Origin of the sequence: Aeromicrobium sp. S22 (genome assembly GCF_009661045.1) — a bacterium.
GTDB classification, from domain to species: domain Bacteria; phylum Actinomycetota; class Actinomycetes; order Propionibacteriales; family Nocardioidaceae; genus Aeromicrobium; species Aeromicrobium yanjiei.
Genome location: NZ_WJWV01000003.1, coordinates 347,583 through 361,097, shown reverse-complemented (window position 1 = coordinate 361,097; position 13,515 = coordinate 347,583). Strand labels below are relative to the sequence as shown.

Sequence of the window (13,515 nt, the reverse complement as noted above, 5' to 3'; positions counted from 1 at the left end):
GACACGAAGGACGCCATGACCCCGCCGGACAGCCTCGACTCGTTCCACGCCGTGATCCCCGCCGGAGGCGCCGGCACCCGGCTCTGGCCACTGTCGCGGGCCGGGCGGCCCAAGTTCCTGCTCGACCTCGACGGCTCGGGGCGCTCCCTGCTCCAGCAGACCTGGGACCGCCTGCGCGAGCTGGTGCCGGCCGAGCGCATCCACGTCGTCACCGGCGCCGCGCACGCCGACGCCATCTGCGAGCAGCTGCCCGAGCTGACCGGTCTGCTGGTCGAGCCCTCGCCCCGGGACTCCATGCCCGCGATCGGGCTTGCGGCCGCGGTGATCGGCGCATCGGACCCGGACGCCATCATCGGCTCGTTCGCCGCGGACCACGTGATCGAGGGCCAGGAGGCGTTCGCGGCCGCGATCACGCAGGCCGTCGCCGTCGCCGGCACGGGCCTGATCACCACGATCGGCATCGCACCGACCGGTCCGTCGACCGCATTCGGCTACATCGAGTCAGGCCGGCAGCTCGACGTCCCCGGGGCGCCGTCCGCGCAGGCCGTCGCCGCCTTCGTGGAGAAGCCCGACGCCGAGACCGCGGCGGCGTACGTCGCAGGCGGCGCGCACAGCTGGAACGGCGGCATGTTCGTGACCCGCACCGACGTGCTGCTCGGTCACCTCGCGCGGCTCCAGCCCGGACTGCACCAGGGACTCGCGGAGATCGCCCGTGCCTGGGGAGGCGACCGACAGCAGGACGTCCTCGAGGCCACGTGGCCGCGCCTGACCAAGATCGCGATCGATCACGCAGTCGCCGAGCCGGTGTCCCTCGAGGGTGGCATGGCCGTGGTGCCCGGAACGTTCGGCTGGGACGACGTGGGCGACTTCGCCGCGCTCCAGGACGTCGGCACCGGCTCGTCCCCCGACACCGTCTGGGTCGACGCGAGCGGTCTGGCGATCGCGGCGGACCACACGACGATCGCCGTCGTCGGTCTCGTCGACGTGGTCGTCGTGCGGACCGCCGACGCGCTGCTCGTGACGACCCGCGCGCACGCCCAGCGGGTCAAGGACGTGGTCGCCGAGCTCAAGGAGCGCGGCCGCACCGACCTCGTGTAGTCCTAGGTGGCCGGCCCGTCGACCTGCTCGGCCTGGCCGGACCCGTCCATGCGACGACCACGACGCACCCGGCGCTCGCCGCCCGGCAGCACCAGGTCGACGAGCTCGGCCGTCGGCGCGTCCGGGTCGGGGGTGTAGGCCTGGGCGACCTCTCCGGTGCCCAGCACCCGCACGTCACCGTCGTCCGGACCGGCGTACATCGAGTCGCCACGCGCGAGCTTGAGGTGGTCCCCCGCACCGTTGACGAGCTCGACCTCGCCGCCCGTGCACACCACGATGCGGTGCGGTGCGGGAGGCAGCAGGACGCCCTCGGGCTCGGCCTTGGACGACTGGGTGACCGCGAGCGCGAACTCGCGCACGTCGGGGTTGAAGATGTCGGTCGAGAAGCCGAAGGGCTCGGGCGTCACGCGCGCGAGCCGCGACATGCCGCGCTCGAGGCACTTGACGAGGCCCGCGGGGTTGAGCGGCTTGGTGGTCAGACCGGCGCGCAGCACGTTGTCGGAGGCGGCCATGATCTCCAGGCACATCCCCTTGAGGTGCGCGTGGATGATGCCGGCGCCCAGGAACGCTGCCTCACCGGGCTGCAGCGTCAGCCGGTTGAGGGTCAGCGAGATGATCACGCCGACGTCGTCGGGATAGTGCTCGGCGATCTCGACCGCCGTGACGTACGCCCGCTTGACGTCGATGCCCGCGTTCACGAGCTCGCGGCACGCCTCGACGACCGCCGTGATCTCGTCCGCACCGATGCCCTCGGTCAGCAGCCGCTCGACGAGCCGGATGATCCCGCGGAAGCCCGGGGACGCGCGAAGGTCCTCACCCAGGCTGCGCGCCAGCGGCGTGTCGATGCCGTGCAGCACCCGCAGGATCTCGGCGGTCGGCCGGAATCCCACGAGCGTGTCGAAGGTCGTCAGCGCGTACGCCATCTCGGGCTTGTGGTGCGGATCGCGGTACGTCCGCTCAGGTGCGTCGAGCGGGACCCCGGCGGAGTCCTCGTCGGCGTAGCCGGCCTGGGCCATCGCCTGGCTGGGGTGCACCTGCAGGGACAGCGGCCGGTCGGCCGCCAGGATCTTGAACAGGAACGGCAGCTCCCCGGAGACCTCCGCGAGCGGGACCCGCTCGGGCGTGTCGAGGGTCGACGGCCCCAGCGGATGCGTTCCCATCCAGATCTCGGCCAGCGGCGAGCCGTCCGGCGACTCCCCGAGGAACTGCGGGATGTCAGAGGTGGAGCCCCAGTGGTAGCGCCGCGAGGCGTTGTCCAGCAGATACATGGGCGACCTTTGTGAGGGAAGGGGTCGGTGGGGCCCAGCCAGTCTAGTGGTGAAGCCTCACTTGTGCCGCGGCTTCCGAGCGGGCTTGCCGCTCGATCCCTTCGACTCGTACGAACCCTTGTCCGGCGCCTTGGACGGGTAGGGCCGGTTCTCGTGCGACCTCTTCGGGGGCGGGTTGCCCTTGCGGTCCTCGCGGGTGCGGCGGATCGGCGGCCCGCTGTCGGGCTGCAGGTCGATCAGCTTGCCCGAGATGCGGGTGTTGGCCAGCGCCTCGAAGACGGCGTCCGGCAGGTCCGCCGGGAGCTCCACGAGCGTGTGGTCCTGGCCGATCGTGATCTTGCCGAAGTCCGAGCGCTTGAGGCTGCCCTCGTTGGCCAGCGCACCGACGATCGCGGACGGGCCGATCTTGTGGCGCTTGCCGACCGCGACGCGGTAGACCGCAGCGCCCTCGGCGGGGAGCCGGTCGCTGCGATCGAAGCCTGCGGGCTTCTTGCGGGGCTCGAAGTCGCGATCGCGCTCGCGTGCGGGCTTCTTGGGCGGATCGGGACGCAGGAAGAACTCCTTGTCCGTCTGGCTCATGACCGCAAGGGCTGCTGCGACGTCGGTCATCGACACGTCGTTCTCGCTCGCGTACTCCTCGACGAGCGAGCGGAACGCGTGGAACTGCGGCGAGCCCATGCTCGAGGTGATCGCCTGGGCGAAGCGGCCCGCGCGACGCTCGTTGACCTCTTCGGCGGACGGGACGGACATCTCCTCGACGGGGCGGCCCGAGACCTTCTCGATCGCCGAGAGCATGCGGCGCTCGCGGGGGGTGACGAACAGGATCGCCTCGCCCGTGCGGCCGGCGCGGCCCGTGCGACCGATGCGGTGGACGTACGCCTCGGTGTCGTGCGGGATGTCGTAGTTGACGACGTGCGTGATGCGCTCGACGTCCAGGCCACGGGCCGCGACGTCGGTCGCGACGATGATGTCGATCTGCCCGGACTTGAGCTGCGAGACCGTGCGCTCGCGCTGGGCCTGAACCAGGTCGCCGTTGAGGGCTGCCGCGGTGTAGCCGCGGGCGCGCAGCTTCTCGGCGAGCTCCTCGGTGGCCGACTTGGTGCGGACGAACACGATCATGCCGTCGCCGGTCTCGACCTCGAGCAGACGCGTCAGGGCATCGACCTTGTGGTGGTGGGAGACCTGGATCCAGCGCTGGCGGACCGTGGTCGTCGACGTCGTCGCCTTGGGCGTCGCGATGTCGACCGGGTCGTGGAGGTACTTCTTGGCCAGGCTGCGGATCATCTTGGGCATGGTCGCCGAGAACAGGGCGACCTGCTTGTACTCCGGGGTGTCCGCGAGGATGCGCTCGACGTCCTCGGCGAAGCCCATGTTGAGCATCTCGTCGGCCTCGTCGAGCACGAGGAACTCCAGCGCAGTCAGGTCGAGGCTGCCCCGCTCCAGGTGGTCGATGACGCGGCCGGGGGTGCCGACCACGATGTGCGCGCCGCGCTGCAGGCCCTGCAGCTGGAAGCCGTAGCCCTGTCCTCCGTAGACCGGCAGGACCCGGATGCCCGGGAGGTTGACCGCGTACGTCGTGATGGCCTCGCACACCTGGAGCGCGAGCTCACGGGTCGGCGCGAGGACGATGGCCTGCGTCTTGCTGTTCTTCGGGTCGATCTTCTGCAGGATCGGCAGCGCGAAGGCGGCCGTCTTGCCGGTGCCCGTCTGCGCGAGACCCACGACGTCCTTGCCCTCGAGCAGGGTGGGGATCGCGCGGGACTGGATCGGGGTCGGCGTCTCGTACCCGAGCGAGCCGAGGCGCTCGACGAGGGTGTCGATGAGGCCGAGATCGGCGAAGGTGGGCGTGTCGACGGTAAGGTCGGATGTCATGCATTCTCCTGGGTAGACGGCGCGGGACCGGATCGGTCGAGAGTCCCGTCAGACCGATCGACAGCCCCAAATGCATGCCCAGGTCGCGGGAGGAAACGTACGCGCTCGACCCCACGATATCGGTCCCGCGCCGCTGGGGCGAAACTCACGGGACGTGTGATCGGACTCAGTGGCTGTCGGCGGTGACCAGGGCGTTGAGCCGGGTGCTGATCGTCGCGACCGCCTCCGCGATCTGGTCCGCGATCGCGCGGTGCACCTCGGGGCCCCGGCGGTAGGGGTCGCCGATGTCGATCTCGGCCGGCGCGAGGCTGCGCTGCTGCGCAGCCTGTGCGACGAGCTCGCGCGGGCTGTCGGCCGTCACGATGCCGCTCAGCGCAGCGAACTCGACGAGGGTGAAGCTGCGGCGCAGGGCCTGCGGGCTTAGGCCGAGGACGTCGGAGCGGTGGGTCCGGGTCGCGGTCAGGATCAGGTCGGCGGAGTCCACGAGGTAGGAGCCGATCGGGTGGGAGCGAAATCCCTCCGCGGAGTGGCCGAGGCGCTCGAGCTCGGCCGCCGCGGACGCGTCCATCGGCTTGCGGTCCCAGCCCTGGACGCCGGCGCTCGCGACCTCGTAGCGCGAGTCGTCGAGCTGGGCCTGCAGCAGCATCTCCATCATCGGGGAGCGGCAGATGTTGGCCGTGCAGACGGCGAGGATGCCGAACCGGGGGGCGCTCATGACAGCACCGGCCTGACGTGCAGCCCGGCCTCCGGGTCAACCAGCACCTCTTGGGACGCGGCCACCCCGTCGGCCTCGAGCGTCGCGGCCACGTCGACGTTGCGCTTGATCATCGCCAAGGCGATCGGGCCGAGCTCGTGGTGCCGTGCGGCGGTGCCGACGAAGCCGACGCGGACACCGTCCAGCAGGACGTCCGAGCCGTGCGGGGGGAGGTGGTCGACCGAGCCGTCGAGGTGCAGGCGCACGAGCCGGCGGGGCGGCCGGCCGAGGGTGTGGACGCGCGCGACGGTCTCCTGGCCGCGGTAGCAACCCTTGTCGAGGTGCACCGCGACGCCGAGCAGACCCGCCTCGTTGGGGATCGTGCGGTCGTCGGTGTCCAGACCCACCCGGACGCGTCCGGCCTCGATGCGCAGGGCCTCCCAGGCCCACATGCCGACCGGGTCGCCGAGCTCGTCCGGCAGGTCGGGGAGCGAGGCGCGGGGCACGATCCGCCAGGCCAGGCCGGGCAGCCCGATGACGGACCACTCGTGGGAGACGAGGGCCACCTCGACGCGCAGCATGAAGCGCATGCGGTCGAGGAACTCCACGAGCGCCGCACCCGCGCCGGGCTCGGTGTGCGCCCAGAAGGTCTCGCCGTCGTCCACGCCCGAGAAGGCGTGCTCGATCCGGCCCTGCGGGGTCAGCAGCAGGACCTCGGTCGGGGTGCCTGGCGCGAGACCCTCGAGGAACTGTGTCGTCAGGGAGTGCAGCCAGGTCAGCCGGTCGGGGCCGCTGATCGTGACGACGTCGCGGTGCGAGAGGTCCACGAACGTGCCGCCCTGCACGAGGCGGCGCTGCTCGGCCGAGATCGCGCCGTAGTGGGCCGCGACGCCGCCGTCCGGTGCGTCACCGGGCACGGCACCGGGCAGGGCGAGGAGTGGGCTGCTGTCAGACACGCTTGAGCCGCCCCCACAGGTGCGACTGCATCTCCTGGCCCTCGGCAGCCATGTCCTGCGCGTACATCAGGTCGCCCTCGACCAGCCCGTACATGCGCTGTCCAGCGGTGTACTCCTTGGCCGTGGACGTGCGAGCGACCAGATCGGTCGCCAACGTGATCCGCGGCCCGTCCACCTCTCCGTACCAGACCTCGGCGTAGCCGGTGGGGTGAGCGAGGACGAGCTCGAGCTGATTGCCGCCGGCCGGACGCAGGAAGCCCGTCTCGATGGCTCCGGGACGCAACCGCTCCCCCGCCTCGTCGGTGATCCACGTGCGGCTGAAGTAGTGCAGGAACGGCCGGGTGTCGTGCGCGAACACGACGTCCTGCTCGTACGAGAACGGCTCGATCGTGGGGTAGTCGCCCTGGCCGTTGCCGTGCCAGTTGCCGAGCAACCACACCACAGGCATGAGGTCGGGGTGGAGGTCGGACGGGATCTCGAACGGCATGGATTCCAGTCTACTGGGCGCGGCTACGCTCGACGCATGAGAGCCGTCGTGCAGCGAGTCACACGTGCCCAGGTCGACGTCGCGGGCGAGACGGTGGGCGAGATCGGTCCGGGGCTCATGGTCCTGCTCGGGGTCACCCACGACGACACCGCCGAGGTGGCCGGGCGGCTCGCGGCCAAGATCTGGGGGCTGCGCATCATGCAGGACGAGCAGTCCGCCGCCGACCTCGACGCGGGCATCCTGGTCGTCAGCCAGTTCACCCTCTACGGCGATGCGCGCAAGGGGCGGCGCCCCAGCTGGACGGCCGCCGCACCCGGGCCGGTCGCCGAGCCGCTCTACGACGAGTTCTGCGCCGCCCTGCGGCGACTCGGCGCGACCGTGGCGGAGGGGGTCTTCGGCGCGGACATGCAGATCTCGCTGGTCAACGACGGCCCGACGACACTGATCCTCGAGATGTGAGCAACGACAGCGAGGTGCGCCCGACCGGAGCCGGGCACACCTCGCTGTCGTGCTGTCGTGGCTCAGACCGCGACCGCGACCTCCGCGACGACGCCCTTGGCGGCCGTCACCGTGTTGTCGACCGAGACCGCCTTGGGAGCCAGCGTGCGCAGGGTCCACTCGCCGGGGCCGGCGAAGAAGCGGAACTGGCCCGTGGCCGAGGTCGGGACCTCGGCGGTGAACTCACCCGTGCGGTCGAGCAGACGCACGTACGCGTTGCCGACCGGCTGGCCGTCACGCGTGACGACACCCTGGATCACGGCCTGGTTCGCCACGTCGACGCCCTCGAGGGAGGGGCCGCCCTTGACTGCGCCGCACATCAGGCGACACCCGGCTCGTCGCCGAGCGCGACGGGGACGCCACGAAGGGACCCGTACTCGCTCCACGAGCCGTCGTAGTTCTTGACGTTCTCGAGGCCCAGGATCTCCTTGAGCACGAACCAGGTGTGCGAGCTGCGCTCGCCGATGCGGCAGTACGCGATCGTGTCCTTGCCGTCCTCGAGACCCGCGTCCGCGTAGAGGGCCTTGAGCTCCTCGTCGCTGCGGAACGTCCCGTCGTCGTTGGCGGCCTTGCTCCACGGCACGTTGCCGGCCGTGGGGATGTGACCGCCGATCTGGGCGGCCTCCTGCGGCAGGTGCGCGGGGGCCAGCAGGCGGCCGGCGAACTCGTCGGGGCTGCGCACGTCGATCAGGTTCTTGGTGCCGATCGCCTCGATGACCTCGTCGCGGTAGGCGCGGATCGAGGTGTCCGCCTCCTTCGCGGTGTAGGTCGTGGCCGGGCGCTCGGCGACGTCGGTCGTCAGCTCACGCGAGTCCAGCTCCCACTTCTTGCGGCCGCCGTCGAGCAGGCGCAGGTTCTCGTGGCCGTAGTACTTGAGGTACCAGTAGGCGTAGGCCGCGAACCAGTTGTTGTTGCCGCCGTAGAAGACGAGCGTGTCGTCGTTGGCGATGCCCTTGGCGGACAAGAGCTCCTCGAGCTTCTCCTTGGTGACGAAGTCGTGACGCACGCCGTCCTGGAGGTCCTTCTTCCAGTCGAGCTTGACGGCACCGGGGATGTGCCCCTTGTCGTACGCCTCGGCGTCCTCGTCGACCTCGACCAGGACGATCTTCGGGTCGTTCAGGTGCTCCTCGACCCAGTCTGCTGTGACGAGCGCGGATTCGCGGCTCATGCTTACCTCCGTTGTGCCCGAGCGGGCGTTGGTTGGACGTTCGTGAAGTGGTTGAGTGGTGGTTCAGGCGCCGACCGGCGCGAGCCGGCGCAGCGCGAGGTACATCTCGCAGCCGAGGCACAGGCCCACGACTGCGTTGAGCAGGGCCGCGACGAGCGCGAGGCCCGTCGCGACGAGGGACAGGGTCGTCGCTCCCGCCAGCAGTGCGACGAGGGCGACGCCGGTGAAGGTCAGGCCCACGACCTGCGCGAAGCGCGGCGGACGGGCGTCCTCCCGCACGAGCGGCGGGCCGATGCGTGGCAGCACGAGCCGCCGGTACAGCACCGCGTAGGGCGAGGCACCGAGGCCCACGAACGCGGCCAGCGCGAACACCACGACCTGGACCGCGAGCAGCACGGTGCGCACGGGCTCCGCAGGGATCAGCAGCACCGCCGCGAGGACCGCCGCCGTGATGCCGGCGACGACCCGCAGACCACGTGGGTCCACCTGGAGGGGCTGGGACATGATGCTCCTGCGAACGGGACGGCACGACCTGGACGTGCAGGTGTGCCCTGGCTGATGGGCGTCGAGATCAGCGCGCGCGACACAGCGACGAGCGCGTACGGCAGTTGTCCACTGCACGTCGGCGCGTCAGGTGTGTCGTCCGGAACATGGCTCCACAGTAGAGGCACCGGTCGCCGAACACCCGCATCGATTCCACCATGTGGACATGTGTCCCGTATGCCGAGACGCCGGAGCTTCTATCGAGCGTCGACGGCACGGTCGAGCGCCGCCATCACCTGCTCGCGACGCGGGAGGCCGGAGGCGCGTGTCGTCACGGCACCGCGGGCGTCCAGCACCAGGACGGTGGGGGTGCGCATGATGCCCATCTCCCGCACCAGGTCGAGGTGCTCCTCGGCGTCGATCTCCACCGTGGTGACCCCGTCGACCTTCGAGGCGATGTCGGCCAGCAGGACGCGCGTCGCCCGACACGGGCTGCAGAACGCACTCGAGAACTGCACCAGCGTGGCGCGCTCGCCGAGCGGTGCGCCGATCTGGTCGGGCGTCATGACCTCGCGATCGTCAGCGACCTGCGAGAACCGGCCGTTCTTCCATCGCATCGCCAGCGCTGCGGCGGCCGCGACCACGACGGAGACGAGCAGGACGACGACTCCGATCACCGTGACAGCGTACGCCGCGGGGACGGCTCAGAGGTTGGGCAGCGTCAGGAGCTGGCCGCCGACGTAGACCAGCGGTGCCGCGAGGGCGACGGCCATGGCGCCGGGGAATCCCCAGCTCGCCGCGGCGTGGGCGCGGCCACGGGCGATCGCCCGGCCGACGATCTGTCCCAGCACGGCCGCGAGGGCCACGGCGGGACCGACGACGACGCCGAAGTAGACCGTCATGGAGGAGTCGACGACCGCCGCGACCGCCGCGCCCGCTCCTGCGCCGGCCAGCGTCGCGAGGCTCAGGCAGATCCACCGGTCGACCGGCAACGTCCAGGCGAGGAGACCGCCCGCGACGCCCGCAGCACCGACCGCGACCACCTCGGGCCCGTCGACCGAGTCCACCGCGCTGACCCATCCGGACGCGAGGGCGGCCACGACCGCCAACAGCACGGCGTAGCCGACGGACTGGACCAGGTGCGTACGCCCGTCGCGCCGCAGCATCTGGGCCACCAGCGCCACGAGCAGGGCGGCGGCGACGGCCGGGAGGACGCCCCCCACCATGCCGGTGCTGGTCGCGCCCACCACGTCGGGCGAGGTGCCGGCCGCGCCGGACAGCAGATCGGGCTCGAGCGTCAGGACCGTCGCGACGACGCCGGCCACCACGACCGGGACGAAGCGAGGCGACGGGATCGAGCGGTGCGTCGCGTCGAAGATGCCCGGGGCGGCCCCGATCATGACCTGCACCAGGAGCAGCGCTGCGCCCAGGACCCACGGGTCGGTGTACGCCGCCAGCGTGATGACTCCGACGAGGGCGACGGAGAACAGCGTGGATCCGAGTCTGGGCACCCCCGCATGATGCCAGTCGAGCGGTCAGCCGCCCGCGAACGGCGGCAGGAACTCCACGTGGACCCCGCGCGGGAGATCGACCTGGGCAGGATCCTTGGCCCCCACCGGCGTCTCGCCGACGAGGATCGAGCAGATCGAGATGACGTCGTCGAACCGGTCCCGGTCGCGGTGCCGGCGGCTGATCTCGTCGAGCAGCTCGGCCAGCGTCAGGGCGGCGACAGTCTCCTCGGCGACGCCTGCGGCCGAGCGCGCAGCGGCCCAGTAGCGAACTGTGACGTCATTCTCATTCGCGTCATCTTGTGGCAATTGATCGGACACATGTCGTATTCTCGTGCATGCAACGAGGCCACGGTGATTCACCATGGCCTCTTCGCATATCTGCACACTGTGCAAGCATGCTTGCCGCACGAATCGCAGCACCGGAGGCCGACGCCATGTCCCACCTGCTCCTGCTCACCAAGAGCACGCAATCGTCCGTCGAGGTGCTGCCCGCGCTCGCGCTGCTGCCCCACCACGTCAAGATCCTCCCCGCCGAGGCGAGCGCCCTGCTGGACGCACCACCGTGTGACGCGGTGCTGGTCGACGGGCGCCACGACCTCGCGCAGGTCCGCAGCCTGACCCGGGTCATCCGCACCACCGGTGTCGAGTGCCCGCTGATCCTCATCCTCACCGAGGGCGGCCTGGCCGTGGCCGCCTCCGACTGGGGCATGGACGACGTCATCCTCACGACGGCCGGCCCCGCCGAGCTCGAGGCCCGCCTGCGCCTCGGCGTCGGCCGCATCGCCGCCAGCTCGGTCGGCGACAACGAGAGCCACGTCATCTCCTCCAGCGGCCTGGTCGTCGACGACGCGACGTACACCGCGAAGCTCGAGAACCGCACGCTCGACCTGACGTTCAAGGAGTTCGAGCTGCTCAAGTTCCTCGCGCAGCACCCCGGACGGGTCTTCACCCGCCAGCAGCTGCTGCAGGAGGTGTGGGGCTACGACTACTTCGGCGGCACCCGCACGGTCGACGTCCACGTGCGCCGCCTGCGCGCGAAGCTCGGGACCGACAACGAGACGCTCATCGGCACCGTGCGCAACGTCGGGTACCGCTTCGTCGCGACCAAGTCCGAGCCTGCTCGCGACAGCGCCGACGTCACGGCCTGAGAGGGTGGGCGCATGGCCCATCTGACTGCCCAAGGACTCCTCGACCTCGTCCTCGACGAAGGATCGTTCGAGTCGTGGGACGAGCCCGTCGACCACAGCCGTCTCGACCCGACGTACCAGCAGGAGCTCCGCGCCGCGGCCGAGCGCGCCGGCACCGACGAGTCGGTGCTGACCGGACGGGGCCTCATGCGCGGGCGGCCGGTCGCGGTCGTCGTCAACGAGTTCCGCTTTCTGGCCGGCTCGATCGGCCGGGCCTCGGCGCTGCGCATCGTCGCGGCGGTGCGCCGGGCGACGGCCGAGGGCATCCCGGTCCTGGCCACGACGGCGTCCGGCGGGACGCGCATGCAGGAGGGCACCCCGGCGTTCGTCCACATGGTCGACATCACCCGCGCGATCATGGACCACCGCGCGGCCGGACTGCCGTACCTGATCTACCTGCGCCACCCCACGACCGGCGGAGTGTTCGCCTCGTGGGGCTCGCTGGCCCACATCACGATCGCGGAGCCGGGTGCGCTCATCGGCTTCCTCGGCCCCAAGGTCTACGAGATCATGGAGGGCAAGCCCTTCCCTCCCGGCGTGCAGGTCGCCGAGAACCTCGCCGACCGCGGGATCATCGACGCCGTGGTGCTGCCCGACGAGCTGCCGCTGCTGGTCGACCGGGCCCTGAGCCTGCTGGTCGATCCACCGACGCGGCGCACGCGTGAGCTCCGGACCGCCGAGGTCCGGCACGAGCGCTCCGCGTGGGAGTCGATCCAGATCACCCGCGGCCCCCGCCGCGCGGGCGTGCGCGAGGTGCTCCGCTACGGCAGCGACGCGACCGTGCGCCTCCAGGGCACCGAGAAGGGCGAGCGCGACAGCGCGATGATCGTGGCCCTCGCCCGCATCGACGGTCAGCCGTGCGTCGTGATCGGTCAGGACCGCACGACGCAGACCCGGTTCAAGCCGATGGGCCCGGCGGCCCTTCGCGAGGCCCGCCGCGGGATGCGGCTGGCCAACGAGCTGCGGCTGCCCCTCGTCTCGTTCATCGACACCCCGGGAGCAGAGCTGTCGCCCGAGGCCGAGCAGGGCGCGATCGCGGGTGAGATCGCGCGCTGCATCAGCTGGATGTCGACGATGACCGTGCCGACGGTCTCGGTCCTGCTCGGCCAGGGGTGCGGCGGCGGAGCGCTCGCGCTGCTGCCGGCGGACGTCGTGATCGCGGCGGAGAACGCATGGCTGTCGCCGCTGCCGCCCGAGGGGGCCAGCGCGATCGTGCACGGCGATCTCGAGCACGCGGCCGAGATGGCAGCGGCCCAGCGGGTCGGCGCCCTCGACCTGCTGCACAATGGCACGGTGCACCACATCGTCCCCGAGCCGGCCGGCGACACCCCCGAGGCGTTCGCCCGGGCGATGGCCGCCGAGATCGGCGCGCAGCTCGTGGCACTGAGGTCCCGATGAGCCTCCTGGACCTGGCCGAGCGGGCGACGCAGGCCGACGGCGTCGCGCCGTTCAACGAGGCGAGCCTCTTCGCGCTGCGCGAGGGCGCCCGGGCCCGGGTGCTGGTGCAGCAGTCCGACCGGTCCGGTGCGATCGTCGGCGCGGCGTACGCGGTCGGCGACGCCCCGGTCGAGATCGTCGTCGACCCCGATCGGCGTCGCGAGGGCATCGGACGCCGCATCCTCGACGAGCTCGTGGCCGACGGCGAGGAGAAGTTCTGGGCGCACGGCGATCTGCCTGGCGCGCAGGCGCTCGCCGCGTCCGCAGGACTCACGGTCGCTCGCGAGCTGCTCGTGCTGCGCCTGACGTTCGACGGCCCGCCGGCCCCCGAGCGCGAGATCGACGGCGTCACCCTGCGGACGTACCGACCCGACGACGCCGAGGCGATCCTGTCCGTCAACGCGCGGGCGTTCGCACACCACCCCGAGCAGGGGGCCATGGACCGGGCCGACCTGGACCGCCGGATGGCCTCGGACTGGTTTGATCCCGCGGGCCTCTTCGTGGCCGAGCGCGACGGCCGCGTCATCGGCTTCCACTGGACCAAGGTCGAGGACGGGATCGGCGAGGTCTACGTCGTCGGCATCGACCCCGACGCCCAGGGCGGCGGTCTCGGCACGGCGTTGACGGCCCGGGGACTGCGGCACCTGCACGAGCAGGGCCTGCCCGTCGTCGACCTCTACGTCGAGGGTGACAACGCCCCCGCGCTCAAGGTCTACCGCAACCTCGGCTTCCGCGACCACAAGAAGGACGTCCTCTACTCCACCCACCGCTGACGCGCGCCTCCCGTCCGCTGACGCGCGGCCCCCGTCCGCTGACGCGCGGCCCCCGTCCGCTGACGCGCGGCCCCGGTGCGCTG

At 71.3% G+C, this 13,515-nt stretch carries 16 protein-coding genes; 5 read left to right on the top strand and 11 right to left on the bottom strand.

What is annotated here, in order from left to right; all coding sequences use genetic code 11:
• Positions 1-15 precede the first annotated feature (15 nt).
• Positions 16-1,098: a mannose-1-phosphate guanylyltransferase gene (locus tag GEV27_RS14710; RefSeq protein ID WP_153934936.1), complete on the top strand. Its 1,083-nt coding sequence runs from the start codon at positions 16-18 to the stop codon at positions 1,096-1,098.
• 2 nt (positions 1,099-1,100) lie between these two features.
• Here GEV27_RS14710 and manA read toward each other — a convergent pair whose 3' ends face one another.
• From manA to GEV27_RS14685, 5 genes are all read right to left on the bottom strand, one after another.
• A complete protein-coding gene (gene manA, locus GEV27_RS14705; protein WP_153934935.1) occupies positions 1,101-2,366 on the bottom strand; it encodes a mannose-6-phosphate isomerase, class I in 1,266 nt (421 codons plus the stop codon).
• Between the two features lie 57 nt (positions 2,367-2,423).
• On the bottom strand, positions 2,424-4,238 hold the full coding sequence (locus tag GEV27_RS14700; protein ID WP_153934934.1) for a DEAD/DEAH box helicase: 1,815 nt from the start codon (positions 4,236-4,238) through the stop codon (positions 2,424-2,426).
• Between the two features lie 166 nt (positions 4,239-4,404).
• Entirely contained in the window at positions 4,405-4,953 is a 549-nt protein-coding gene (locus GEV27_RS14695; RefSeq protein WP_153651639.1) for a low molecular weight phosphatase family protein, read from the bottom strand.
• Positions 4,950-5,888 (bottom strand): glycine cleavage T C-terminal barrel domain-containing protein, encoded by a 939-nt coding sequence (locus GEV27_RS14690; protein ID WP_309222282.1) that lies wholly within the window; start codon positions 5,886-5,888, stop codon positions 4,950-4,952. Before GEV27_RS14690 ends, GEV27_RS14695 begins: the two co-directional genes overlap by 4 nt.
• Entirely contained in the window at positions 5,881-6,375 is a 495-nt protein-coding gene (locus GEV27_RS14685; RefSeq protein ID WP_153651637.1) for an FABP family protein, read from the bottom strand. Before GEV27_RS14685 ends, GEV27_RS14690 begins: the two co-directional genes overlap by 8 nt.
• 36 nt (positions 6,376-6,411) lie before the next feature.
• On the opposite strand from GEV27_RS14685, the gene dtd reads away from it, so the two are divergent.
• Complete coding sequence (dtd, locus tag GEV27_RS14680; protein WP_153934932.1) at positions 6,412-6,834, top strand: D-aminoacyl-tRNA deacylase; 423 nt, start codon at positions 6,412-6,414, stop codon at positions 6,832-6,834.
• Positions 6,835-6,896: 62 nt separating this feature from the next.
• Here the strand turns inward: dtd and GEV27_RS14675 are convergent, their stop codons facing one another.
• The 6 genes from GEV27_RS14675 to GEV27_RS14650 form a co-directional block, all read right to left on the bottom strand.
• Positions 6,897-7,193, bottom strand: coding sequence for a DUF1416 domain-containing protein (locus GEV27_RS14675; RefSeq protein ID WP_153651635.1), 297 nt, complete (start codon positions 7,191-7,193; stop codon positions 6,897-6,899).
• A complete protein-coding gene (locus GEV27_RS14670; protein ID WP_153909481.1) occupies positions 7,193-8,041 on the bottom strand; it encodes a sulfurtransferase in 849 nt (282 codons plus the stop codon). The genes GEV27_RS14675 and GEV27_RS14670 overlap by 1 nt, the downstream gene beginning before the upstream one ends.
• A 63-nt stretch (positions 8,042-8,104) precedes the next feature.
• Complete coding sequence (locus GEV27_RS14665; RefSeq protein ID WP_153934931.1) at positions 8,105-8,545, bottom strand: DUF4395 domain-containing protein; 441 nt, start codon at positions 8,543-8,545, stop codon at positions 8,105-8,107.
• Between the two features lie 236 nt (positions 8,546-8,781).
• A complete protein-coding gene (locus GEV27_RS14660; RefSeq protein WP_309222281.1) occupies positions 8,782-9,201 on the bottom strand; it encodes a thioredoxin family protein in 420 nt (139 codons plus the stop codon).
• Positions 9,202-9,228: 27 nt separating this feature from the next.
• Entirely contained in the window at positions 9,229-10,035 is an 807-nt protein-coding gene (locus GEV27_RS14655; RefSeq protein ID WP_153934930.1) for a hypothetical protein, read from the bottom strand.
• 24 nt (positions 10,036-10,059) lie between these two features.
• Positions 10,060-10,353, bottom strand: coding sequence for a MoaD/ThiS family protein (locus tag GEV27_RS14650; protein WP_243838867.1), 294 nt, complete (start codon positions 10,351-10,353; stop codon positions 10,060-10,062).
• Positions 10,354-10,469: 116 nt separating this feature from the next.
• Here GEV27_RS14650 and GEV27_RS14645 point away from each other — a divergent pair, with 116 nt between their 5' ends.
• From GEV27_RS14645 to mshD, 3 genes are read left to right on the top strand one after another with little or no spacing between them, the layout of a single operon-like run.
• Positions 10,470-11,183 (top strand): response regulator transcription factor, encoded by a 714-nt coding sequence (locus tag GEV27_RS14645; protein ID WP_153654931.1) that lies wholly within the window; start codon positions 10,470-10,472, stop codon positions 11,181-11,183.
• 12 nt (positions 11,184-11,195) lie between these two features.
• The gene (locus GEV27_RS14640) at positions 11,196-12,620 is read left to right on the top strand and encodes a carboxyl transferase domain-containing protein (RefSeq protein ID WP_153651630.1); all 1,425 of its coding nucleotides are present in this window, start codon (positions 11,196-11,198) and stop codon (positions 12,618-12,620) included.
• Positions 12,617-13,432 (top strand): mycothiol synthase, encoded by an 816-nt coding sequence (gene mshD / locus GEV27_RS14635; protein WP_153909484.1) that lies wholly within the window; start codon positions 12,617-12,619, stop codon positions 13,430-13,432. The genes GEV27_RS14640 and mshD overlap by 4 nt, the downstream gene beginning before the upstream one ends.
• The last annotated feature ends 83 nt before the right edge of the window (positions 13,433-13,515 follow it).